Annotated in this window: 23 protein-coding genes; 11 read left to right on the forward strand and 12 right to left on the reverse strand. The window is 44.6% G+C overall.

Going from position 1 to position 24,349, the window contains the following annotated elements; all coding sequences use genetic code 11:
- Positions 1 to 6 precede the first annotated feature (6 nt).
- Positions 7 to 921: an alpha/beta hydrolase gene (locus tag K7R10_RS03380; protein ID WP_224483276.1), complete on the reverse strand. Its 915-nt coding sequence runs from the start codon at positions 919 to 921 to the stop codon at positions 7 to 9.
- A 173-nt stretch (positions 922 to 1,094) separates the two neighbouring features.
- On the opposite strand from K7R10_RS03380, the gene K7R10_RS03385 reads away from it, so the two are divergent.
- The 3 genes from K7R10_RS03385 to K7R10_RS03395 all read left to right on the forward strand — a co-directional run bounded on the left by K7R10_RS03385 (position 1,095) and on the right by K7R10_RS03395 (position 3,824).
- Positions 1,095 to 2,414, forward strand: coding sequence for a DNA recombination protein RmuC (locus K7R10_RS03385; protein ID WP_224483277.1), 1,320 nt, complete (start codon positions 1,095 to 1,097; stop codon positions 2,412 to 2,414).
- 85 nt (positions 2,415 to 2,499) lie between these two features.
- Positions 2,500 to 3,123 (forward strand): transcriptional regulator, encoded by a 624-nt coding sequence (locus tag K7R10_RS03390; RefSeq protein WP_224483278.1) that lies wholly within the window; start codon positions 2,500 to 2,502, stop codon positions 3,121 to 3,123.
- A gap of 5 nt (positions 3,124 to 3,128) precedes the next feature.
- On the forward strand, positions 3,129 to 3,824 hold the full coding sequence (locus K7R10_RS03395; RefSeq protein WP_224483279.1) for a DUF3307 domain-containing protein: 696 nt from the start codon (positions 3,129 to 3,131) through the stop codon (positions 3,822 to 3,824).
- Here the strand turns inward: K7R10_RS03395 and K7R10_RS03400 are convergent.
- From K7R10_RS03400 to rpmH, 3 genes are all read right to left on the reverse strand, one after another.
- Positions 3,814 to 4,191 (reverse strand): T9SS type A sorting domain-containing protein, encoded by a 378-nt coding sequence (locus K7R10_RS03400; protein WP_224483280.1) that lies wholly within the window; start codon positions 4,189 to 4,191, stop codon positions 3,814 to 3,816. The two genes, K7R10_RS03395 and K7R10_RS03400, sit on opposite strands and share 11 nt — an antisense overlap.
- Positions 4,192 to 4,311: 120 nt before the next feature.
- The gene (carB, locus tag K7R10_RS03405) at positions 4,312 to 7,164 is read right to left on the reverse strand and encodes a carbamoyl-phosphate synthase large subunit (protein ID WP_224483281.1); all 2,853 of its coding nucleotides are present in this window, start codon (positions 7,162 to 7,164) and stop codon (positions 4,312 to 4,314) included.
- A gap of 96 nt (positions 7,165 to 7,260) precedes the next feature.
- Positions 7,261 to 7,419 (reverse strand): 50S ribosomal protein L34, encoded by a 159-nt coding sequence (rpmH, locus tag K7R10_RS03410; RefSeq protein ID WP_224483282.1) that lies wholly within the window; start codon positions 7,417 to 7,419, stop codon positions 7,261 to 7,263.
- A 167-nt stretch (positions 7,420 to 7,586) separates the two neighbouring features.
- Between rpmH and K7R10_RS03415 the strand changes: the two genes are divergently transcribed.
- Positions 7,587 to 8,102 (forward strand): DUF2892 domain-containing protein, encoded by a 516-nt coding sequence (locus K7R10_RS03415; RefSeq protein WP_224483283.1) that lies wholly within the window; start codon positions 7,587 to 7,589, stop codon positions 8,100 to 8,102.
- A 59-nt stretch (positions 8,103 to 8,161) separates the two neighbouring features.
- Here K7R10_RS03415 and cls read toward each other — a convergent pair whose 3' ends face one another.
- From cls to K7R10_RS03430, 3 genes are read right to left on the reverse strand one after another with little or no spacing between them, the layout of a single operon-like run.
- A complete protein-coding gene (gene cls, locus K7R10_RS03420) occupies positions 8,162 to 9,616 on the reverse strand; it encodes a cardiolipin synthase (RefSeq protein ID WP_224483284.1) in 1,455 nt (484 codons plus the stop codon).
- Between the two features lie 17 nt (positions 9,617 to 9,633).
- On the reverse strand, positions 9,634 to 10,590 hold the full coding sequence (locus K7R10_RS03425; RefSeq protein WP_224483634.1) for a lytic transglycosylase domain-containing protein: 957 nt from the start codon (positions 10,588 to 10,590) through the stop codon (positions 9,634 to 9,636).
- 38 nt (positions 10,591 to 10,628) lie between these two features.
- Positions 10,629 to 11,294 (reverse strand): alpha/beta fold hydrolase, encoded by a 666-nt coding sequence (locus K7R10_RS03430; protein ID WP_224483285.1) that lies wholly within the window; start codon positions 11,292 to 11,294, stop codon positions 10,629 to 10,631.
- A 188-nt stretch (positions 11,295 to 11,482) separates the two neighbouring features.
- On the opposite strand from K7R10_RS03430, the gene K7R10_RS03435 reads away from it, so the two are divergent.
- Complete coding sequence (locus tag K7R10_RS03435; protein WP_224483286.1) at positions 11,483 to 11,776, forward strand: GNAT family N-acetyltransferase; 294 nt, start codon at positions 11,483 to 11,485, stop codon at positions 11,774 to 11,776.
- Between the two features lie 31 nt (positions 11,777 to 11,807).
- Here the strand turns inward: K7R10_RS03435 and mtaB are convergent, their stop codons facing one another.
- From mtaB to K7R10_RS03455, 4 genes are all read right to left on the reverse strand, one after another.
- On the reverse strand, positions 11,808 to 13,151 hold the full coding sequence (gene mtaB / locus K7R10_RS03440; protein WP_224483635.1) for a tRNA (N(6)-L-threonylcarbamoyladenosine(37)-C(2))-methylthiotransferase MtaB: 1,344 nt from the start codon (positions 13,149 to 13,151) through the stop codon (positions 11,808 to 11,810).
- Positions 13,152 to 13,290: 139 nt separating this feature from the next.
- The gene (locus K7R10_RS03445; RefSeq protein WP_224483287.1) at positions 13,291 to 13,962 is read right to left on the reverse strand and encodes a lysoplasmalogenase family protein; all 672 of its coding nucleotides are present in this window, start codon (positions 13,960 to 13,962) and stop codon (positions 13,291 to 13,293) included.
- A gap of 138 nt (positions 13,963 to 14,100) precedes the next feature.
- Positions 14,101 to 15,276 carry a GlmU family protein gene (locus K7R10_RS03450; RefSeq protein WP_224483288.1) on the reverse strand — a complete coding sequence of 392 codons (1,176 nt, stop codon included), beginning with the start codon at positions 15,274 to 15,276 and terminating at the stop codon, positions 14,101 to 14,103.
- A gap of 142 nt (positions 15,277 to 15,418) precedes the next feature.
- Positions 15,419 to 15,670: a type B 50S ribosomal protein L31 gene (locus K7R10_RS03455; RefSeq protein ID WP_224483289.1), complete on the reverse strand. Its 252-nt coding sequence runs from the start codon at positions 15,668 to 15,670 to the stop codon at positions 15,419 to 15,421.
- A gap of 163 nt (positions 15,671 to 15,833) precedes the next feature.
- Here K7R10_RS03455 and K7R10_RS03460 point away from each other — a divergent pair, with 163 nt between their 5' ends.
- The 4 genes from K7R10_RS03460 (at position 15,834) to K7R10_RS03475 (ending at position 21,046) form a co-directional block, all read left to right on the forward strand.
- Entirely contained in the window at positions 15,834 to 16,355 is a 522-nt protein-coding gene (locus K7R10_RS03460) for a DUF4199 domain-containing protein (RefSeq protein WP_224483290.1), read from the forward strand.
- Positions 16,356 to 16,395: 40 nt separating this feature from the next.
- The gene (locus K7R10_RS03465) at positions 16,396 to 17,343 is read left to right on the forward strand and encodes a glycosyltransferase family 2 protein (RefSeq protein WP_224483291.1); all 948 of its coding nucleotides are present in this window, start codon (positions 16,396 to 16,398) and stop codon (positions 17,341 to 17,343) included.
- Positions 17,344 to 17,408: 65 nt separating this feature from the next.
- Positions 17,409 to 19,133 (forward strand): phospho-sugar mutase, encoded by a 1,725-nt coding sequence (locus tag K7R10_RS03470; RefSeq protein ID WP_224483292.1) that lies wholly within the window; start codon positions 17,409 to 17,411, stop codon positions 19,131 to 19,133.
- An 86-nt stretch (positions 19,134 to 19,219) separates the two neighbouring features.
- A complete protein-coding gene (locus K7R10_RS03475) occupies positions 19,220 to 21,046 on the forward strand; it encodes an ABC transporter ATP-binding protein (RefSeq protein ID WP_224483293.1) in 1,827 nt (608 codons plus the stop codon).
- Positions 21,047 to 21,143: 97 nt separating this feature from the next.
- Here the strand turns inward: K7R10_RS03475 and K7R10_RS03480 are convergent, their stop codons facing one another.
- Positions 21,144 to 22,181, reverse strand: a complete 1,038-nt coding sequence (locus K7R10_RS03480; RefSeq protein WP_224483294.1) for a WD40/YVTN/BNR-like repeat-containing protein — start codon at positions 22,179 to 22,181, stop codon at positions 21,144 to 21,146.
- A 72-nt stretch (positions 22,182 to 22,253) separates the two neighbouring features.
- Between K7R10_RS03480 and K7R10_RS03485 the strand changes: the two genes are divergently transcribed.
- On the forward strand, positions 22,254 to 23,465 hold the full coding sequence (locus tag K7R10_RS03485; protein WP_224483295.1) for an RsmB/NOP family class I SAM-dependent RNA methyltransferase: 1,212 nt from the start codon (positions 22,254 to 22,256) through the stop codon (positions 23,463 to 23,465).
- Entirely contained in the window at positions 23,462 to 24,253 is a 792-nt protein-coding gene (locus tag K7R10_RS03490; protein WP_224483296.1) for an endonuclease I family protein, read from the forward strand. The genes K7R10_RS03485 and K7R10_RS03490 overlap by 4 nt, the downstream gene beginning before the upstream one ends.
- Positions 24,254 to 24,349 lie beyond the last annotated feature (96 nt).

The following is a 24,349-nucleotide window of genomic DNA, read 5'->3' on the forward strand; positions in this document are numbered from 1 at the left end:
CCAAAGCTACCGGGTTGTTTTACCGATCACTTCCGGGTACCTCTGCTCAGATATCACGTATTCCTCCAAAAAACGGGTTATCAAGTCTGTCTGCTCATAGGCGAGGTTTGCCCACTCATGTCCTCCACCCTTCACCTTCACCAGAATAAAAGTACTCCCGAGTTTTCGGTAACTGTCAGCTATGGCAGCCGATCCGTAAAGCGGCAGATAACCGGGAGCCGAGTCATCACAAAAATGATGGGGCGCACTTCCGAAAGGCACCAGTTTATCGTCTGTTCCGTGAAACAACAAGGCAGGAACTGCATCAGCCTCATCTATATAACTCGTATCGAGTACCGCTCCGGCAAAAGATATCAAACCGGCAACCTTCCCTTTAGGGTCAGCCATGCCTTTAAAAGCCGGGTGATTTTTCATCAGCACATATTGAAGAATCGCCTCTGCCCCTGCACTGCTGCCTACAAGCACAAAAGTCTCGTTGCCAAGGCCCCAGTCAGACTTATTCTCTGTAAGAACCCTAATAGCCGAAGAAACATCCTCAACTGCCATTTTAAAGGTTTCGATCTTTTCCCTGGCCGGACACTGACAACCAAAGCCTTCAGGCTTCCCCTTTCTGCTCAAACGGTAACTGATCGAAGCCACAGGAAAGCCCGATAAAGCCATCGTTTTTGCAAATCGCATTTCCCTTTCTCCATCCCTGCTTCCTGTATAAAAACCACCCCCGTGAACCAGCAGTAGCAACGGAGCTTCACTGCGCGGGGTAACCGGGCGATACAGGTCAAGAGAAAGCGTATCAGCGAATCGGTAGGTATTCACATTAATAAGGCTGTCTTTGCTTTCTATTGTTGAAGTCTGAGCGGAAACACAGACAGAAAAAAAGAAGAAAATCAGAGGAAGATACAAGCGAATTAGATTATTTGTCATGATGTCCAGACTTGATCGATGGGAACAGGTTTAAAAATACATAAAAATTTCAGGAAGCCTCAGAATACGTTCTTGATAACTTCTGGGTAATTTCCCGCTGACTGTTTTAAATTTTAGCATGGCTCTGTGTATATTTATCCGGAATCCTCAATCCTTTTTAACAAGTTACCGAAATGAGCGACACCTCGATTATTCTTCTGATCGTCGGAGATATAGCCCTTCTGGCTGCGGCCATTTACCTGGGCATCTTTGTTCAGAAACAAAAAACCCAAAGCATTAAACAGGTTCTGAAGGAAAAAGAACAACAGTGGGAAAGAACCCAATCTGCACTTCAGGATCAGATCAATGAGCTGAAAGAAGACCGGGCAGACCTTCAAAGTGCCAAAGAAGGCCTTGCCATCAGGCTTTCCCGTAAGGAAACAGACCTCGAAAATCTTCAGAAACGCAATGAAGAACATAAAAAAGAGGTGGAAGATCTTCAGAAACAGTTCTCAGAGAAATTCCAGTTACTGGCCAACCGGATTCTGGAAGAGAAGTCTAAGAAGTTTACTGATCAGAACCAGGAAAACATTAAAAATCTTCTGGGGCCGCTACAGGAAAAGATTCAGCTATTCGAGAAAAGGGTTGAAAGCACTAATAAGGAAAGCATCGAACGGCACAGCATGCTTCAGGAACAACTAAAGAACCTCAGGGAACTCAATCAACAGATCACCAGGGAAGCCTCTAACCTGACCAGAGCGCTTAAAGGAGACACCAAGATGCAGGGGAACTGGGGCGAACTTGTACTTGAAAGAGTGCTGGAGAAATCCGGACTTGAGAAAGGAAGCGAATATACGGTGCAGAACAGTTTTCTGACCGATGAAGGTCGCAGAGTTCTTCCCGATGTGATCATTCACCTTCCAGACGACAAAAAGATGGTGGTCGACTCAAAAGTATCACTGGTGGCTTATGAGCAATATGTGAACGAGGAAGATGAACTTGAAAAAAAGAAGAAACTCAAAGAACACCTGCAGTCGATCAAAAAACACGTCGACCAGTTAAGCAATAAGAACTATCACCAACTCTATGAAATGGAGAGCCCTGACTTCGTATTGCTATTCATACCCCTGGAACCTGCCTTTGCCATGGCACTTCAGGAAGAACCCCAGCTGTACAATGCCGCATTCGAAAAGAATATAGTGATCGTAACCCCCACCACCCTTTTAGCCACGCTCAGAACCATAGACAGTATGTGGCAGAACGATAAACAGCACAAAAATGCCCTGTCTATAGCTTCTGAAGCAGGTAAGCTCTATGACAAGTTTACCGACCTCCTTTCAGATCTGGAAAAAGTGGGGAACCAGCTAAACACGGTCAAGAACACTTACGACAGTTCGATGAAGAAACTAACCGGTCGGGGGAACTTATTGAAAAAGGTACAGAACCTGAAAGATCTGGGCGCTAAGGCAAGCAAACAGATCGACAATAAGTGGCTCGACAGGGCTGAAGATTAAATATCGCTTATTTAATTGATATTTATATTTATCGTTTTTTTAGACGATATTTGCTTTTATCGTTATATTTAACGATATTAGAGGTATGACTAGTGTAATCACAGGAGACATCATCAATTCGCGGAAAGCCGCTGATCCCGAACTATGGCTGCCATCTCTCAAAAAGGTGTTAACTGCGGTAACCGGATCAGAAAAACTGTGGGAGATTTTCAGGGGAGACAGCTTTCAGCTTGAAGTCAGAGACGTCTATCACACTTTTGAAGCATGCATGCGTATCAAAGCAACCGTAAAAATGGTAAAGGGCCTTGACGTGCGTATGGCAATAGGTATCGGTGAACTTTCTGACGAATACCGCAGTATCTCTGAAGCAGCAGGACAGGTCTTCATTTTTTCAGGTGAGCGTTTTGAGACCCTGAAAAAGTCAAAGACAAACCTGGCCATCAAATCGGTCAGAAATGACATAGACGAAGATCTGAATCTGATCTTCCGTCTGTTGGGAATCGCCACTGATAACTGGACGGTTAATTCTGCAGAGATCGTGAAACTAAGCCTCGAGAATCAAAAGAAATCACAAAGCGAGCTCGGTCAGATGATCGGCATAAAACAGAACACTGTTAGTGAAAGACAAAAAAGGGCCTACCTCGAAGAGGTTATGGCCGTTGATACAATGTTCAAGAAAAAGATCGACCACATACAACACCCCGACTAAAAAACATGGAAATATTCTTACGCCTGCTTATTGCCCACTTATTGGGAGATTTTGTTCTGCAATCAGAAAAATGGGTACTGGCCAAGGAAAAACGAAAGATCCTTGCTCCCCAGCTTTACGTGCACACTCTCATTCACATCGCACTGAACTTTTTATTGCTATGGAACGTATCGCTTTGGTACTGGGCAGTTATCATTGGGCTCACCCACTTGCTTATAGATGTTATGAAGATATACCTTCAAAAAGAAGACAGCAGAAGGCTGTGGTTCTTTATCGATCAGGCATTGCACCTTGCAGTATTACTGGCGGTAAGTCTGATTATAAAAGGAGGGGTTAGCTGGCCTGATTGGCAGACCAGAGATTTAGCCATCTTTTCAGCCCTGATCTTCCTTACCCAGCCCGCAGCTATACTTATCAGAACCCTCATCTCGGTTTACACTCCAAAAACTGAGATCGGAGCCGATGAATCACTTTCGAACGCGGGGAAATATATCGGAATTCTGGAAAGACTCCTGGTATTTATTTTTATCATCACCGGTCACTGGGAAGGAGTCGGGTTTCTTATCGCAGCCAAATCCATTTTCAGGTTTAGTGATCTGTCGGAATCGAAAGACCGGAAGCTGACTGAATATATTTTAATAGGTACGCTGATCAGTTTCACCCTGGCCATAATAACAGCCATTCTGGTGCTCAGGTTCTGACGATCCTGAATTTTCCCATCAGAATGCGATCGTCCAGATAAACCTTGATGATATAATTACCTTCTCTGAGGGTGGAAATATCAAGGTCCCTGTCGAGATCGTACTTGTTCTCAAGTACGGTTATACCGAGCAGGTCCTGTATCTCTATCTTTGTTTTTCTGTTGCTGTCGGGCACTTTCACCCTGAGGTAATTTCCCGAAGGAAGTATCAGCAGATCATTGGCCGTAAGCTTTTCAACCCTCAGGTTGTTCCATACTGCCACAGACCGGTCTTCCTCAAAGAATTTTGCCGCATCAAATTTTGGAGTCTGAGCCCAGAAAGGAGTGCAGCAAAGAAAAAGAAGTATAAAGGGTAGTGATGTTTTCATAGGAAGCAATTTTCATATTAATTTACTTATTTTAAATATAACACCCTCAGAATGACTTCATAAATTCAATAAAAAAAGGGAGCCTGTGGCTCCCCTTCTTATTTTTATCTCTATGAATTCTTATTTGCTCAGATACATCTTTCTGCGGTGATACAATTCATAGAACTCATCGTCTTTCAGACTATCGATAAACAAGATACTCTCACCTGTACTTTTCATTTCAGGCCCCAGATTCTTATTCACATTAGGAAACTTATTGAATGAAAAGACCGGCTGCTTGATCGCATAACCTTCCAGTTTAGGATTAAAGGTGAAGTCCTTCAGCTTTTTCTCTCCCAACATGATCTTGGTAGCATAATTCACGTAAGGCTCCTTATAGGCCTTTGAAATGAACGGTACCGTACGGGAGGCTCTTGGGTTTGCTTCAATGATATAGACCATATCATCTTTGATAGCGAACTGTATATTGATCAGACCTACCGTATTCAGCGCAAGGGCGATTTTTCGTGTATGGTCTTTGATCTGCTCAAGTACCAGGTCTCCCAGGTTAAAAGGCGGCAGCGTGGCATTTGAATCTCCTGAATGTATCCCACAAGGCTCAATATGCTCCATAATACCTATAATGTAGACATCTTCGCCGTCACAGATCGCATCTGCCTCGGCTTCGATGGCTCCGTCGAGATAATGATCCAGCAACAGTTTGTTATTTGGTATTTTTCTGAGCAGGTCAACCACATGCTCTTCCAGTTCCTGTTTGTTGATAACGATCTTCATTCCCTGTCCACCCAAAACATACGATGGTCTGACCAGGATGGGGAAATTCAGTTCATCAGCCAGTTTAAGAGCCTCATCAGCAGTCTGTGCGACACCGAATTCAGGATATGGGATGTTATTATCCTTCAGCAGGCTGGAGAAACTCCCCCTGTCTTCTGCCAGGTCCAGAGATTCAAAACTGGTTCCGATGATCTTAATTCCGTATTTATCAAGCTTCTCCGCCAGTTTCAGTGCTGTTTGACCACCCAACTGAACGATCACTCCTTCAGGCTTTTCATGACGAATGATGTCATAGATATGCTCCCAGAACACCGGTTCGAAATACAGTTTGTCTGCTGTGTCGAAATCTGTTGAAACGGTTTCCGGGTTACAGTTGATCATGATGGTTTCATAGCCGCATTCAGCTGCAGCCAATACTCCGTGAACGCAACAGTAATCGAATTCTATACCCTGGCCGATGCGGTTCGGTCCTGATCCCAGAACAACCACTTTCTTCTTATCGGTCACCACACTCTCATTGGCACTGAATTTCTTACCATCTGCGGTCTGCATGGCATCTTCAAAGGTGGAATAATAATAAGGGGTTACAGCTTCAAATTCGGCTGCACAGGTATCAACCAGTTTGTAGACCCGGTTGATATTCATCTCATCCCGCTTCTTATATACCTCGCTTTCCCAGCAACCCAGCATATGTGCTATCTGTCGGTCACCATATCCCTTTTGCTTGGCTTCAAGGAGAAGTTCACGTGGCAGGGTTTCGATGGTATAGGTCGATATCTCTTTTTCAATATGATACAATTCTTCGTATTGCTTCAGGAACCACATGTCGATCTTGGTGATCTCATGTATGGTACTCAGCGGTATACCCATTTGTATGGCGTCATAGATCACAAATACCCGATCCCAGCTTGGGTGGGTCAGCTTATCCATAATCACGTCATAATTGGTATAACCCTTTCCGTCTGCTCCTATCCCGTTACGTTTGATCTCAAGTGACTGGGTAGCCTTATGCAATGCTTCCTGGAAAGATCTTCCGATTCCCATCACTTCTCCCACACTCTTCATCTGCAGACCCAGTTCGCGGTCTGAACCTTCGAATTTATCAAAGTTCCATCTTGGAATCTTAACGATCACATAATCGAGTGTTGGCTCGAACAAGGCTGAGGTAGACTTGGTGATCTGATTTTCGAGTTCATCAAGCGTATAACCGATCGCCAGCTTTGCGGCGATCTTGGCAATAGGATAACCGGTTGCCTTCGAGGCCAGTGCAGATGAACGAGATACCCTCGGGTTAATCTCGATGGCAATGATCTCTTCCTTATCGTCAGGACTTACCGCGAATTGTACATTACACCCACCGGCAAAGTCACCGATACTGCGCATCATCTTAATGGCCATATCCCGCATGCGCTGGAAGGTACGGTCTGAAAGCGTCATGGCAGGTGCCACAGTGATCGAATCCCCTGTATGTATTCCCATCGGATCCATATTCTCGATGGTACAGATGATCACCACGTTATCATTTTTATCTCTGAGCAGCTCCAGTTCGTATTCTTTCCAACCCATCATCGCTTTGTCGATCATCACCTCATGTATGGGTGATATTTCAAGGCCACGACTCAACAGCTCATCAAAGTTCTCTTTTTTATAAACGATCGATGCTCCGGCTCCTCCCAGAGTATAGGAAGCACGTATTACCAGAGGAAAACCGAATTCCTGGGCGATCTCCTTTCCTTTCAGGAAGGAAGTCGCAGTGGCCTGAGGTGCCATTCCAACACCTATACGGCTCATGAGTTCCCTGAATTTTTCACGATCTTCTGTAATATTGATCGCATCGATATCCACGCCAATGATATCTACATTATAATCCTGCCAAATTCCCTTTTCATCAGCTTCGATACAGAGATTGAGTGCTGTTTGTCCACCCATGGTCGGCAATACCGCATCGATCTCGGGATGAGCTTTTAATATTTCTACCAGGGAACGCGTGTTAAGCGGTTTCAGATAGACATGATCGGCCATTGAAGGGTCGGTCATAATGGTTGCCGGGTTACTGTTGATCAGGATGGTTTTGATCCCGTCTTCACGAAGGGATCTCAACGCCTGTGAACCCGAATAATCGAATTCACATGCCTGACCAATGATGATAGGACCGGAACCGATAATCAGAATACATTTTAAATCTTCTCTTTTTGGCATTGCAATCTCTAATAAAAGTTATAAACCGTAATTATTGGGTAAAAAAAAGGTGTTACCGTTAAAAGTAACACCTTTAATATATTTATGAAAATATCATTATTTCTTATGTCTTGGCTCTGAAGATACGCTTAGTCTCTTTCTGCCTTTAGCTCTTCTGCTAGCAAGTACTTTTCGACCGTTTGCAGTAGCCATTCTTTCTCTGAAACCGTGCTTATTTCTTCTTTTTCTTTTCGAGGGTTGAAACGTTCTTTTCATTTTTTCTAATATCTTTATCTACTTGGTAAATTCTGTAAAACGGCTCGCATTTTGCTGCACAAAATCGCGGGGCAAATATACAAAGAGTTTTTACTTTAGCAAACAGGCTAAGAAAAATATTTACAGTTGTTTTTATTACCTTTGCCCCGCAAAAGTAAACAATTCTTATGTTCAATAAAAACCTCAAATTAGTTATTGCCGGCCTGATCATCGCCTTTGCCATTTACCAGTTCATTGAAGGGGAGATCGGAAACGGAATTTTTCTGATCCTGCTGTCGCTCATCTTTATTTTTCTTTATTTCAGGAATGAGATGATCATCATGGCTTTTCTGCGTATGCGTAAGCAAGATTTTGAAGGAACTAAAAAGTGGCTCGACCGCATCAAAGACCCCGAAGCTGCCCTGATCACCAAACAACAGGGATATTATCATTATTTGCACGGGATCATGGCCTCCCAGACCAACCTGAGCGAAGCTGAAAAACGATTCAAAAAAGCTCTTAAGCTGGGGCTGACCATGGATTACGACGTTGCCATGGCCAAATTAAGTCTTGCAGGAATCGCCATGCAGAAAAGACGTAAAAGAGAGGCTACCATGCTGTTGAACGAGGCTAAGAAGCTTGACAAACAGAACATGCTTAAGGAACAGATCAAAATGATGCAGCAGCAGATGAAACGCATCTGATCTTGTCTGATCATCATCAAAAATACGCAAAGAGGTTCCACGGGGCCTCTTTCTTTTTTTTATAAGATAGGCGCAAACAACCGACATACCGATTCCTGTATTCGCTGAGTTAACGAACGGTCGAACCACTCTTCAGGATCGACCTTTCTGCTTTCCTGAAGATCGTTATTAAACATATTTCTCACCTTGTGAGCGATATCTTCATTATAAATGAAAGCATTGATCTCAAAGTTGATCTTAAAACTGCGATAATCAATATTGGTGGTTCCCAGGGAGGATAAAACATCGTCAATGACCATCACCTTTGAGTGGATCACCCCTTTTTCGTAGAGATAAACTTCTATACCGGCCCTCAGCATAGTTTCTATATAGGAAAAACTGGCGTACCGGGCAAAATATGAATCGCTTCGCTGGGGTATGATCAGCTTGATCTGCACCCCGCTTTTTGAGGCTGCCACCAAAGCCGTGACTATCTCATCATTTGGAATAAAATAAGGAGTGGATATATAAATATAATCATCGGCCGCGGTAATGGCCATGAAAAGAGCTTCCATGATATGCGCCCAATCGGTATCAGGTCCGCTGGCGGCGATTTGTACTCCTACCTCACTCTCTACTTCTACATCAGGAAACCAATTGTCTTCGACCTCCAATTCATCATCTGTAACAAAATCCCAGTTAAGGGCAAAGTGCAGTTGCAACATTCCCACCCCTTCTCCTTCGATACGAAGATGGGTGTCGCGCCAGTAACGTTTCCCTTCCCCATTGACATATTCATCGCCAATATTAATCCCTCCCACATAACCGATCGTACCGTCAATTACGGCTATCTTTCTGTGGTTCCTGTAGTTTAGCTTACTGGTAAAGCGCGGGAAGTAAACAGGCATAAACGGAAAGAACTCTATTCCTTTCCCAGCCATTCTGTTCCTGGTTGCCCGGCTAAAACTGCTGCCTACGTAATCATAATCAATCCTGACTTTGATCCCTTCAGATGCCTTTTCACATAAGATATCGATCAATTTGCTTCCTATGTCATCATCCCGAAAAATGTAATATTCGAGATGCACACATTCTTTGGCATTCCTGATATCTTCGAACAACCTTTTGAACTTCTCCTCCCCGTTGATCAGCAATTCAACCTTATTGCGAACAGTAAGAGGAGAGAGATCACTGTTGTGAATCAATTCGATCACTTTGGCCTTGTCCTGCATTCTCTCAGTTCTGAAGGCCTCGAGTTGCTCTTTATCTATAGAGAGTGAACTTCGCCATTTTTTGATCTTCTTCTGATTGAGAACGTTCTTCCTGTCAAATATCTTCGACTTACGGTATTCCTGCCCGAAGAAATAATAAACGATCAGCCCGAGGAACGGAAATACCGCCAGGATGACCAGATAGGAAAGCGTCCGGGTAGGATTTACATTCTTAAGAATTATGGTAAAGGCAGCGATGATCACAAGAAGATAATTCAGGGCTATTAAAAAACCCCATAGATTATCTTTGATCAGCTGCCACATAGTCTGGTGTTACTCGGTTAGTTTCCGGGAGTCGGATAATACCCTTCCTCCGGAATTTCAATAAAATATTTTTTACGGGAGGCGTTGTTCAGGTGTGCCTCTCTGAGCCATGGGTTATGAATTTTCAAAACTTTATAAGTGATCCCGAATTCCTTGGCGAAATCAGCAAAATCGGTTACTGCGGTATCTACCGCCACCTTCTTCACCGGAATGGGCTCATAAAGGTCTTTTTCACCCAGCTGAAAACCGTATTTCTCAGGATGGGAAAGGATCTCTTTCAATGCCAGTATTCTGAAGACATACCTGCCGGTTTCTTCTCCCAGCAATACATCGTAATAATTCTCCACTTTCTGACGCTCGAGCTGTTTGTGCATACCAAACTGTCCTGCGTTATACGCCGCTGCCGCCATCGTCCAGCTTCCGAATCTTTCATGTGCTTTTTTCAAATATTCACAGGCAACTGCGGTCGATTTCTCGAGGTGGTAACGCTCATCGACATTGTCGTTGACCTCCAGCCCGTATTCCCTTCCGGTACCTGACAGGATTTGCCAGAAACCTCTGGCTCCTGCCGGAGAAACGGCATTGGTAAGCCCGCTCTCGATCACGGCCAGATATTTAAAATCGTCGGGCACGTTATGTTTTTTAAGAATAGGCTCGATCACGGGAAAATATTTGTTGGCGCGCTTGAACAATAACAGCGCATTTGACTGCCAGTAGGTATTTACCAGCAATTCACGATCAAGTCTTTCATACACATCAGGATCATCTAAAGGAACTTCCTCTCCTGCGAAATCAATTCCTTCCGGAATTTCCAGGGCTGATATCTGATATCCACCCCCCCGGCTCACACCGGTATTTTCGGAGATATTCGGCCCGGAACTCGATCCGGCACCATCTGATTGTACGGCATTGATAAAAACGGTGGCCACGATGACCACTCCGGCAATAAACATTAAATTCTTCAGGTCCCTCATCATTACATATGTTTGCGATAAATATACAAATAGATCTGTTAATCGTTAAGAATCAGATCGGGAAGATTTTTATTGAACCAGCGAAATTTTTGTATGATCATGGCATGAGTTCCTCCTTTTACCTGTATGCAGTCTGAAATGTTCGAACAGGGAAAAACAGCATCCTTATCTCCCTGAATATGAACCACTGGTGTCTGACATGGCTTCCCCTGCCAGTTTACCACCTTGTCGATAGACCAGTCTAGATAGTGCTTATCTCTCACAGAAAGATACTTCTCATATAAGGCCAGTCTCTTGTTCAGACCTTCCCCAAATGCATATTTGGCCAGCAGTTCCACATTATTGACTAATCCTGTAGGCAGGAGTTTATGCGCCTTGGTATACCGGGCAAAGATCATTTTTTTCGGAAGTTCCGACTGTTGCTTAACACTGCTTATCACGATCACCTTCCTCGCAGGTACAAGCCTGGAAACCTCCTGCATGAGAATACCCCCGAAGGAAACACCCACAAGTACCGAATTTTCATGTTTGATGAGCTTGCTCATGCGCCTGGCATATTCATCAAGCGATTCGTTCTTGCCCGGTAGCTCCCACTCGAGAAAGTGCATTTTAAAGGGCGGATCAGGCAGTTCGATATGCTCGAAGATCTTTTGATTTGCAGCCATTCCGGGCATGAAATAAACGTGAATTACATCCTCCTCCATAAAGCAGAATCTTGTAACATAATGATTTAGGTAATTTTTCGTAACTTTGTTTGGCAATTTAACGATAATTCCACTCCAATCATCCAAAAAAATCCTGAGCTGCAGATCTGACAAACACCGGAAAGATCTGTCAAAGGTTCAGACAGACCAATGCGGAAACAAAACTGAAGTATATAAACCTCGTAATAATGAATGAAGTAGTAATTAATGACAACGAATTTTTGCGTCAGTTTGAAACTGAAGTAGAAGGCAAACTTGCCAAAATCGAGTATGCCTCTCAGGAACGTAAAATATTCCTGACAAAGCTTGTCATTCCTGAAGAAGTGGAGGATCCTGAATTTAAAGATGCCTTCATCTCGGCAGTAATGAACCTCATTGAGGAGAAAAACCTTAGTGTGGTACCCACGAGTCCGCAAATAGCCGGATTCCTGAGAAGACATAAAGAATACCGCGATCTGCTGCCAGTAGGGATTCGGATCTGATGAAACCACCTCACCTTCGGGTGAGGTTTTTTTATGTCATTTCAACACTTTCGCCTGCATTCACAAACTCGAATCGAACCAGTCCGTCGTCATCGATACGACTGAGTTCAACCTCCCTGAGGGTATTGACAAGTGCAGGATCCCATGGTGCTTTCACTTTTACGTAATTTTCCGTGAATCCGTGAACATACCCTTTTTTATTCTCCCCTTCGAAAAGTACCGTTCTGCGGGTACCCAGCTGTTGCTCGTAAAAGGCTCTGCGCTTTTTGGCCGATAACCCTCTCAGCATCTTACTCCTTTTTGCGCGCACCTTTTTGGGCACCACTCCTTCCATTTCGGCCGCCAGGGTATTGTCTCTTTCTGAATAAGTAAATACGTGCAGGTAAGAAATGTCGAGTTCGTTCAGGAAATGATAGGTCTCGAGGAAATGCTCGTCGGTTTCTCCGGGAAAGCCTACGATCACATCTACACCGATACAGGCATGTGGCATGACTTCCCTGATGGCTGCCACCCTGTCCTGGTAAAGCTCTCTTTTATACCTTCTGCGCATGGCAGCCAATATATCATTGCTCCCGCTTTGTAACGGAATATGAAAATGCGGAACAAAGGTACGGCTGGATGCCACGAATTTGATGGTTTCATTTCGAAGCAGATTCGGCTCGATGGAAGAGATCCGAAGGCGTTCGATACCCGCCACCTGATCAAGAGCCGTTACCAGCTCAAAAAATGTATGCTCGTGTCGCTTATTGCCGAACTCACCTTTGCCGTAATCACCGATATTAACACCGGTCAGAACGATTTCTTTAATATCCTGGGCTGCGATCTCAGCGGCGTTCTTTAAAACGTTTTCAAGAGTATCACTGCGCGAGATACCACGGGCAAGCGGGATGGTACAGTAGGTACATTTATAATCACAGCCATCCTGAACCTTCAGGAAAGCCCGGGTGCGGTCACCTATGGAATAACTTCCCACATAAAAATCGGCTTCCTGTATCTCACAACTATGCACCTCACCGAAATCATTCTTGCTAAGGTCGTTCAGGTAATCGGTAATCTTAAACTTTTCGGTAGCTCCCAGCACCAGGTCGACTCCATCTGTAGCTGCCAGCTCCTCCGGCTTAAGCTGAGCATAGCAACCCACTGCGGCTATAAAGGCTTCAGGGTTTGATTTCTGAGCCTGCTTCACGATCGAACGGAATCGCTTATCGGCATTTTCAGTAACCGAACAGGTGTTGATCACATAGATGTCTGCCGGGGTACCGAATTCAACACGGTCAAAGCCTTCATCTTCGAAACTCCTGGCTATAGTGGAGGTTTCTGAAAAATTAAGCTTACATCCAAGTGTGTAAAACGCTACTTTCTTATTATTCTTCATTCCGTTCTGATTCATTAGCAGATACCTTTTTTAAAGGATTCGCAAAAAGTGCACAAATATACTCAGTAATTCCGGTTTGAAAAAATAGTGACCCAAAAGCCTTTGAAACTCATTATCAAAAACTTAGCTGGGCCTCAACTCATTGCTTGATAAGCCCTAAGGTGAAGCAATATTGTGAAAGTCCGTAAAGAAACAGGGTGAGTACCCCTCCGAAAGACAAGGGCAACATCTGCGGACGAAAGACCAGTATGGTTTCTGAAACTAGAAACAGAACCGCTCCGCTAAAAATAAGCCAGAAACTGAGAGAGTTCACACGGTCTTGCCTGAGGAAAGCCGAATTCAGCATCAGCAAAGCCAGAACCAGATATAGATAGGCAGATAAATGTACCTCTCCGGGAAGATCATACAAAAAATAAAGCACTGCCATGGAATACAAAAGAGCAAATACCAAAAACGGAAGCATATGATCGATATCAAAAGCTGCACGATTCAGAAAGGCAAGGCTGTACGCAAGCTTGGCAACTATGATAAACAGGAGACCGTAAACCAGTAAGGACCAGTTCACATCGTAAACAACGAGTATCTCTCCGGCGAAAAAAGAAAGTAAACCCAGAATAAGAAGCCCCTTTTCGAGCGGCTGCAATGCATGATCCCGGCTTAGAAAGAATATCAGCAAGACCGATAATAACAGCAGTTTGGTCACATAGCCATAGAAAAAGGATGACGGATATGCCGTAAGGGCAATATCCAGGCATAATAACAGCCCAAAGCAGATGCCGAAACACCTCTCTTTAATGGTCAATCCTAACATAAATGGCAGGTATATAGGAACTTAAAAATAACACCCCGCCTTTTGGAAAAAGAAACTTGTCAGAATTTTTCGATAAATAGTTAAGAAATACCTGTTAAAACCTTAAAAGACCGACTAAGAACCCTCGCAGCTACTATTTCAGGATTTACGCCATCCTGCCGTTTGCTCAAACACCTCCTGCAGTATTTTCTTATCGACTTCAGGAAGATTCATGCCCCTTCGTTGCATCATAGCTTCTGCAGTTTCAAAGGCCTTTACAGGTTTAAAGGTGGTGAAACCATTAGCACCGCCCCATGAGAAGCTGGGAATGAAGTTTCTGGGAAAGCCGCTTCCGAAGATATTAGCACTTACCCCTATCACCGTTCCGGTATTAAACATAGTATTGATACCGCATTTCGAATGATCTCCCATTATCAGGCCACAGAATTGAAGGCCGGTATGAGCAAATCCTTCCGTTTCATAACTCCACAGGCGAACGGGAGCATAATTGTTCTTCATGTTCGAGCTGTTCGTATCGGCACCTATATTACACCACTCCCCCAGTACAGAATTACCCAGGAACCCGTCATGCCCTTTGTTTGAATAGCCGAAAAGAACGACGTTATTGATCTCTCCCCCGATCTTACAGTGCGGCCCTGCTGTAGTGGCACCATAGATCCTGGCGCCCATCTTTACCACACCTTTCTCTCCCAAAGCAAAGGGACCCCTGATCAGGGTACCTTCCATCACCAGTGAATCCTTACCGATATAAACCGGCCCCTGGGAAGCGTTAATGGTACAGTATTCCATTTCGACACCCTCTTCAAGAAAAACATTCTCGGCGGCGATGATATTATTAGTAGTGGAAATGGTCTGAGATTTCCTTCCGGCCGTAATCAGGTCGAAATCTGCTTCGATAGCCGCAGCATTCTTGCTGAAGATATCCCAGGTATGCTCAATACGCATCACCTCCCCTTCAAATTCAACAGCCTCGTAATCATCGAGATTCACCTCCTCCTGACTTTCAGTAGCAAAGAATGCAATAACATCTTCTTCGTGAAAAAGTGCCTGTTCCGGCTGAAGATCTTTGATCAGCAATACCATCTCTTCATTGGGAAGGTAGGAAGCGTTGATGAATACATTCTCCTCCAACTCGACCATGGGAAACTTTTCCGCAAGATATTCTTCAGTAAGCGTTGTGGTGGTATTACCAAGATAGCGCTCCCATTTCTCACGGATGGTCAGTATACCCACCCTGATATCGGCCACCGGCCTGGTGAAGGTTAGCGGTAAAAGGGCATTGCGAACGGGACCATCAAACAATATATAGTTCATCGCTGGAATTTTCTTTAAATATAAGGGATTTAGCACAACAGCGAGTATCGAATCGACTAAAAGTCAGACTGTTGGGCTGAGGCTTTCAGCAACAAAAAAACCCCTGAATAAAACAGGGGTTTTGCACGATATATGTCGTGATTTATTTTTTGAACTTCGCGTACTTGTTCTTGAACTTATCGATACGACCGGCTGTATCAACCAGTTTCGATTTACCGGTGTAATAGGGGTGTGACGATCTAGAAATCTCCAATTTTACCAAAGGATATTCTTCACCATCAACCTCAATGGTTTCTTTGGTTTGTGCAGTAGATTTAGTAATGAATACATCATTGTTTGACATATCTTTAAAAGCTACCAATCTATAGTTTTCCGGATGTATACCTTTTTTCATCGTCGTCTGTCTTTATGCTTCAGAATTTTTTCGAGGTGCAAATTTATGAATTAATTTTACAACTCCAATAAATTACCGCGAATTTATTCTGGAATTAAATTATATTTTTACTGTAACAAATTTAAGCCTTCTGCTACCTACTACCAATAAAATCATCAACTATATGGAAAACAATCAACCAAAAACTTCAAAGTACGCCCTGAACTACGGAATGCTCCTGGGGCTTATCAGTATCGTATTCTTTCTTATTCTTTATTTTATGGATCTTCATTACCAGGGAGGGATACCTGTACTGGTAGTGAGCCTAGTGATCCAGCTGGGTGTTATTCTGGCTGCTCTGCGTGCCTTCAAAACAGCTAACGGAGGATACATGTCTCTTGCAGAAGGCCTGAAAATCGGTGTGGGATTATGCCTTATCGGTGGGATCATCGGTATTATCTTCAGTCAGATTCTCGCCAATGTGATCGATCCCGATATGATGCAAAAACAGCTGGAAATCGCCAGGGCCGATATGGCAGACCGGGGATTGAATCAGGAACAGATCGAGGCACAGATGGAAATGGCCAAAAAATTTCAAAAACCCTGGATCCAGGCAGCATTCGCCCTTATCGGCAGCCTTTTCTTCGGGTTTATACTTACCCTGATCCCGGCTTTGGTCATGAAAAAGTCAGAAAGTGAATACTAAATTTATATCTTTGATCCTTGTTTGATATTTGATCATTTGAATGGATATATCTGTAGTAATACCACTACTGAACGAACAGGAATCATTAAATGAGTTACACGATTGGATTGTATCGGTGATGCAATCCAATCGTTTTTCTTATGAGATCATCTTTATCGATGATGGCAGTACCGATGAATCATGGTTGACCATAGAGGAACTCAGCCTCAAGAACCCCCATGTGAAGGGAATCAGATTTATGAAGAACTTCGGAAAATCTCAGGCCCTGCATGCCGGCTTTAATGTCGCTCAGGGAAATGTGGTCATTACCATGGATGCCGACCTTCAGGACAGTCCCGAAGAAATACCTGAGCTTTACCAGATGCTGCTGGGTGAAAACCTCGACCTGGTCTCAGGCTGGAAAAAAAAGCGGTATGATTCGGTAATTGCCAAAAACATGCCCTCTAAGCTCTTTAACTGGGCCGCCCGTAAAACCTCCGGAGTCAAACTTCACGATTTTAACTGTGGTCTCAAAGCCTACAGGAAAGCGGTGGTAAAGACCATCGATGTGCACGGTGAAATGCATCGCTATATACCTGTACTGGCCAAAAATGCCGGGTTTAGCCGTATAGAGGAAAAACCGGTTCAGCACCAGAAACGAAAATATGGAAAGACCAAGTTCGGAATGGAGCGCTTCATCAACGGGTTTCTTGACCTGATCACTATCTGGTTCATTTCAAAGTTCGGCCGACAACCCATGCACCTTTTCGGGGCTCTGGGGGTACTCATGTTTATCATAGGTCTGGCATTTGCCGCCTACCTGGGGATCGATAAATTATTCATCAACCCCTTCGGCCGCCTCATCACCCAAAGGCCTCAGTTCTATATCGCCCTAACGGCAATGATCATCGGAACGCAGCTTTTCATCGCAGGTTTCCTGGGTGAACTGATTCTTCGCTTCAGAAGGAACGAAGAACGATACAAGATAGCTGCCCGTACAAATCTTTGAATCTTTACCGGTACTTTTCCATAAGTTCCTGATTCTTAATTAAATTTGAAAAAAACACCGTATTTATGAATATCAGTCTGGATGAAATCAAGGAAAAAGCCTCCAACTGGCTTGATGATATATTTGATGCCGAAACCCGTGAAAAAGTCAAGAACCTGATCGACACCAACGAAGAGGAGCTCAAAGAGAGCTTTTACAAGAATCTGGAGTTCGGAACAGGTGGGATGAGGGGAACCATGGGCGTTGGTACCAATCGTATCAACCGGTATACGCTTGGCAAGAATACCCAGGGGTTAAGTAATTACCTCAAACGAACTTATCCGAACCAGGAATTAAAGGTTGCCATCGCCTATGACTGCCGTCATAACAGCGATACCCTCGCTAAGGTGGTTGCAGAGGTTTTTGCTGCCAATGGGATCAAGGTATTTCTCTTTTCAGAGCTACGCCCGACCCCGGAGCTTTCCTTTGCCGTAAAACATCTGGATTGTCATTGCGGGGTGGTACTTACAGCCAGTCATAACCCCCCTGAATATAACGGCTATAAGGTATACTGGACCGATGGCGGCCAGATCGTTCCTCCCCAGGACAGAGAGATCATTGAAGAGATTGAAAGGCTTGATTTCAGCGATATTAAATTCGAGCCCGGTGCAGGTAAGATCGAATTGATCGACAAAGAAGTAGACGAAGCCTTTTTCAAGGCATCGGTAAAGAATGGCTCGATCGGAGCCGATGGCAAAGATGATTTTTCTATCGTATTCACCTCCCTTCACGGCACTTCCATCACAGCTATACCTGAGGTTCTGAAAAGGGCGGGATTCAAAAATGTTCATATAGTAGATGAGCAGGCTGAGCCTGACGGAGACTTCCCCACTGTAAAGTCGCCAAATCCTGAGGAACCGGAAGCCCTGAAAATGGCGATCGACAAAGCTGATGAACTCGGCGCCGATATGGTGATCGGAACTGATCCTGACAGCGACAGACTGGGAATCGCCGTTCGTGATACCGAAGGAAAGATGCAGTTGCTGAACGGGAATCAAACCATGGTCATCATGACCCGTTTCCTTCTTGAAGAATGGAAAAAGGCCGATAAGATCAACGGGAACCAGTTCATTGCCTCGACCATCGTTTCAACCCCCATGATGAAAGAACTCGCAGATGCCTATGAGGTTGAATACAAAGAAGGACTGACCGGGTTTAAATGGATCGCAAAAATGATCAAAGACTTCCCTCACCAGGAGTTCATAGGAGGAGGTGAAGAGAGTTTCGGTTATATGGTAGGCGATTTTGTCAGAGATAAAGATGCCGTCACTGCTGCCTTACTGGCCTGTGAGATCGGCGCACAGTCGAAATCGATAAACAGCTCCTTCTATAAGGAATTACTAAAATGCTATACTGAATACGGACTATTTCATGAAAAACTGATCTCACTTACTAAAAAAGGCATCAGCGGAGCCGAAGAAATACGGGAAATGATGCGCAGCTTCAGAGAAAATCCACCACAATCGCTTAACGGAGATAAAGTGGTGCGTATTGAAGATTACCTCGACAGCAGCTACCGAAACCTTAAAACGGGTAAAAGAGGTGTGCTCGACATGCCTAAATCGAACGTTTTGATCTTCTACACAGAAAACGGTACTAAAATGGCTGCCCGTCCCAGCGGAACGGAACCCAAGATCAAATTTTACTTCAGTGTAAGAGGTCAGCTTGAAGAAACGACCCAATACGATAAACAGAAAAAGAAGCTGGAAGCAAAGATCGGAAAGATCCTTGATGAGCTTGATCTTTCATGACCGGCAGAAAACCATGATATCAAAAGAGATCCCCGAGGCAAACTCGGGGATTTTGCCGATATTTGCCCGCCCTTAAGGGAAAACCTATGAATTACTTTAAAAAAATACTGCGCTTTGCAAGGCCATACAAGAAATATGGATTCCTGAACATCCTTTTCAATGTGCTCTATGCACTTTTCAGCGCTTTGTCTTTCATCGCACTGATACCCATGTTAAATGTTCTTTTCGGCACCGATGAAAAAGTATACGTAAAGCCGACTTACGAAGGGATAGGCTCCATTAAAGAATATACAGGTGATTACCTGAACTATCAGGTCACCCGCATAGCCGGTGAAGACGAAATGACAGCCCTGATGATTGTCATCGGTCTGGTTATCGCGCTCTTCCTTATGAAGAACCTCTTCAATTACCTGGCTATGTATTTTATCACCTTTTTGAGAAACGGGGTGCTGAAAGACATCAGAAATGCCATGTATAAAAAGGTGACCGATCTGCCTGTTTCCTTTTTCTCCGAGAAAAGAAAGGGAGATGTGATCGCCCGGATTACAAGTGATGTGCTCGAAATACAACATTCATTCCTGTCTATCCTCGAACTTATTGTAAGGGAACCCCTGACGATCATCTTTACCATAATTTTCATGTTCGCCATCAGTGCGAAACTCACCCTTTTCGTATTCATCTTCATTCCCATCTCAGGGATGCTGATATCAGGTATCGGGAAATCTCTTAAAAAACAGTCAGACAGGGTACAACAAGAACAAGGTCACTTTCTTTCGATCATCGAAGAGACCCTTGGCGGTCTCAGGGTCATCAAGGCGTTTAACGGTGAATCGCAGTTCGTGAACCGGTTCAGGGAATCAACCACAAGATTTTTTGACTTTTCGAATACCCTACTAAACCGGCAGAATCTGGCCTCCCCTACCAGCGAGTTCCTCGGAATCCTGGTCATCGGGATCCTGCTTTGGTTCGGCGGCCGCATGGTTCTGGTCGACCAAAGCCTGGCAGCTGCCTCTTTCATCTCCTATATGGGGCTAGCCTATAACATTCTTACCCCTGCCAAATCGATCAGTAAGGCCTCTTATGGAGTGAAAAAGGGAAATGCAGCAGCTGAAAGAGTACTGGAGATCCTGGAATCAGAAAACAAGATAACCGATAAAAAAGATGCGATCCAAAAAACCTCATTCGATAAAGAAATCCGACTCGAAAAGGTAAGTTTCGGCTACGAAAAGGAATTGATCTTAAAAGAATTTTCCCTGGTCGTTCCCAAGGGACAGACCGTAGCGCTGGTCGGACAATCAGGAAGCGGTAAGAGCACCATTGCCAATCTCATCACCCGTTTCTGGGATGTAAATAAAGGCGGGATACAGATCGACGGGACCGACATCAGGGATATCAGCCTGAAAAGTCTTCGCAACCTGATGGGAATTGTCACCCAGGAATCCATACTGTTCAATGACACGGTAGGCAATAACATACGACTGGGTAAGCCTGATGCCACCCAACAGGAGATCGAAGACGCGGCCCGTATTGCCAATGCTTATGAGTTTATCACAGACCTTCCCAAAGGTTTTGACACCAATATAGGTGATGCCGGCGGCAAGCTCAGCGGCGGACAAAGACAACGAATCTCTATTGCCCGTGCCGTATTGAAGAATCCACCTATCATGATACTCGATGAGGCCACCTCGGCGCTCGATACAGAAAGTGAAAAACTGGTGCAGAACGCTTTAGAGAATATGATGAAGAACCGTACATCTATCGTGATCGCGCACCGACTCTCCACCATTCAGAATGCCGATAAGATCGTAGTGATGCAGAAGGGTATTATTGTAGAGCATGGCAATCATGCTGAATTAATGGAGCGCGACAGCGTCTACAAAAAACTGGTCGACATGCAATCGTTCGAAAGCTGATCTGCAAACGAAAGTCATGTAAACATAAAAATTAAGAATGTTGGAGTTTCAGGACGCCAAAGGGGAAAAGCAGATCCCGTTGCTTTTTGAAGTCGTATTATTTTTCTTTAAAAAAGAGCTTTGCTATAATATTATTTCCGGCAGCGTACGCCATGGTATCATTCACAAACCGAAGGGTGTAAAACCCCTGGTCAGTAAGTTTATTCCAGTGACTACCATGATCGTTTGAAAAGAAAACCCCGTTCTTCCCCGTAGCGACCAATTCAGCCCCTCCCCTGCCAGGAACGTATTGCACACAGGATAAATAACCCGGTGCCTCTCCTTCAGCTACCAGCTCCCAGGTTTTTCCGCCGTCCACCGTTCGCGCCTTATTAGCCAGATTCTGATCGGGATCTGTATAATCACCTCCCATTGCAAAACCGTTCATTTCGTCATAAAAATCGATCGAGTAAATACCCTGTGTAGGATTTCCCTGTATAACCGGAGTATCATACACTTCCCATGATCTGCCTTTATCCGGCGAATAATAAATACGGGAGCTTATGCCTCCGGTAGCAATCCAGGTCTGATCGCCGGCTATGGCAATATTGGTATTACTGGCCGCAAAGGCCGCCTCTCCCTCTCTCACAACCGGAAGGTTCTCACAAGGCAACTTCACCCAAGTATTCCCCCCGTCACGGGTTATGATTACCGAAATACAATCACCCGTGGGATCTCCCATGGCAATACCCTCTTCATCATTCCAGAAACGCATGGCATCGTAAAAAACCGAAGGGTGTTCTTCCTTGTACACCAACTCCATATTTCCGCTATCACCGGTCTTAAAGAGCAAGGCAGGATTCCCGATGCTGAGCATGAAAAAGTCAGTACTGGTGCTTGCCACCGCTCTGAATTCCAGTTCAAGACTGTCATACGAAAAACGGGAAGCATTCAGCTTTCCACGGTCAGCGAGATAGATCCCGTACAAATTCTCAGCGCCGGCATATCCAAGATTCCCTTCCATGATCGTGATCGACCTGACATTGATGCTGTCGGTTGTAATCGGTTCGATACGTACCGAACTGATATTTCTCGGGGATCGGGAATCAGGCAAACAGGAAGCAAACAAAAGCAGGCAGAAAAGATATCTGAGCATAACGGAATATTTCTGCTAAAAATAATCCTAATCCTGAACAATACAATACCTTTGCAGGATATTAAGAACACTATGAGACTGCATCGAAACCTGGTATTCGCCGTAATCGAAGGACTGGACACCATTTTCAATCAAAATAAATACGCCGATAAGGTCGTAGAAAAACTGCTTAAAAAAGACAAGAGATGGGGTGCCCGTGACAGGGCTTTTATCGCAGAAACCACCTATGAGATCGTACGATGGAAAAGACTTTACGCCGCCATCGCAGAGGTAAAAGCACCCTATTCGAACGATGATCTGTGGCGCATATTTGCGGTCTGGGCCGTACTCAGAGGTATCAGACTGCCCGACTGGAATCAACTCGAAGGAACTCCTGAGCGACGCATCAAAGGCAGGTTTGACGAACTATCAAAGATCAGAAAATACCGTGAATCTATTCCTGACTGGCTCGATGAGCTCGGGGTAAAAGAATTAGGTGAAAAGACCTGGGAGGCTGAAATAAAAAGTCTGAACCAGGAAGCCCCGGTTGTATTAAGAGCCAATACCCTTAAAACCGACCGGAAGCAACTCATGGCTACCCTCGAAAGCGAAGGAATCAGTGCCAAACCCCTGTCTAAATATCCCGACGCTCTTGAACTGGAGCAGCGTGAAAACGTTTTCAGAACCGATGCTTTTTCAAACGGATTGTTCGAAGTTCAGGGAGCCTCTTCACAGCTCGTTGCTCCCTTCCTGGAGGTCGAAGCAGGAATGCGTGTGGCCGACACCTGCGCGGGAGCCGGCGGTAAAAGCCTTCACCTGGCAGCCCTGATGGAAAACAAAGGCCAGGTCATCGCCATGGATATATACCAGGGGAAATTACATGAACTTAAACGACGAGCAAGGAGAAACGGAGCTCACAATATAGAAACGCGCCTTATCGAGTCTACCAAGGTCATCAAAAAGTTACGTGAAAAAATGGATCGCGTACTTATAGATGCCCCGTGTAGCGGCCTTGGGGTACTTCGACGTAATCCGGATGCAAAGTGGAAGCTGGAACCTGAGTTTATCACGAGATTGCAGGAAACCCAGCAGGAAATCCTGCGCTCTTATTCCCGAATGCTTAAACCGGGAGGCAAAATGGTATATGCCACCTGTTCGATCCTGCCTTCAGAAAATGAAAAACAAGTGAGTGCTTTTCTCAATTCTGAAGAAGGAAAAGATTTCAAACTGGAACGCGAAAAGAAAATACTTTCCTCAAAGACGGGATATGACGGATTCTATATGGCCTTACTAAGCAGGGCGTGAAGGTAGCCGTAGGCATATTGCTTGCATTCGTTACTCTTGCATGGGCTTCCTGCCGTCATGAACCCCGCCAGGGCGCAACCCTCACCTATGAATTAAACCCTCCTGAAGAGCTGCAGGACTATTACAAAGACCTGGATCTGCGATCAATAGGAGAATCTTTCTACGATGAACTGGCGGTGCTAACTATTGCCAAACATCGCAACATACTTCCATATAACGACCGTCACAGATACCTCTATAAATTAGACAGAGCTCTGACTCCGGGCCAGGAAAACAAAGTGATCCTGTTATATACAGGAGAATTAGCCGATAACCGGGCGTATCTTTCAGAAAAGAACTCTTTCCAACCACAGCTGTTCAATACCGAACACGTATATCCGCAATCCCTTATCACAAATACCGCAAAAGGAGACCTGCATCATCTGAGGGTCTGTGAGATCGCCATCAATAGCTTAAGGGGAAATAAAAAGTATGTTCAGGGAAAAGGTTCCTGGCAAAATCATGCGAAGGGATTTTACCCGGGAGATGAATGGAAGGGAGATGTCGCCCGGATGATCTTTTACCTTAACCTGCGATACAACGAAAATTTCTCAGAGGTTGGTTCCCTTGATCTGTTTCTGAAATGGAACACAGAAGATCCTGTCTCTGCCTTCGAGATCAGGAGAAACAATGAGATCGAACAGATTCAGGGCAACCGGAATCCCTTTATCGATAACCCTGTGTTTTCGACTCTGATCTGGCAGGGTCCTGCCGCCGCCAATCGTTGGGAAGACGCAAAGACTCAGTAAACTATCCAAAGTCTTTCATTAAAATCAAGGCATATAAGCAGCCGGGGTTCTTCGCCTTTGAAAAGGCGATATCAAGCAGCTTTTATTACAGGGAAA

Source organism: Robertkochia aurantiaca, from assembly GCF_020166495.1.
In the GTDB taxonomy this organism is placed as follows: Bacteria; Bacteroidota; Bacteroidia; order Flavobacteriales; family Flavobacteriaceae; genus Robertkochia; species Robertkochia aurantiaca.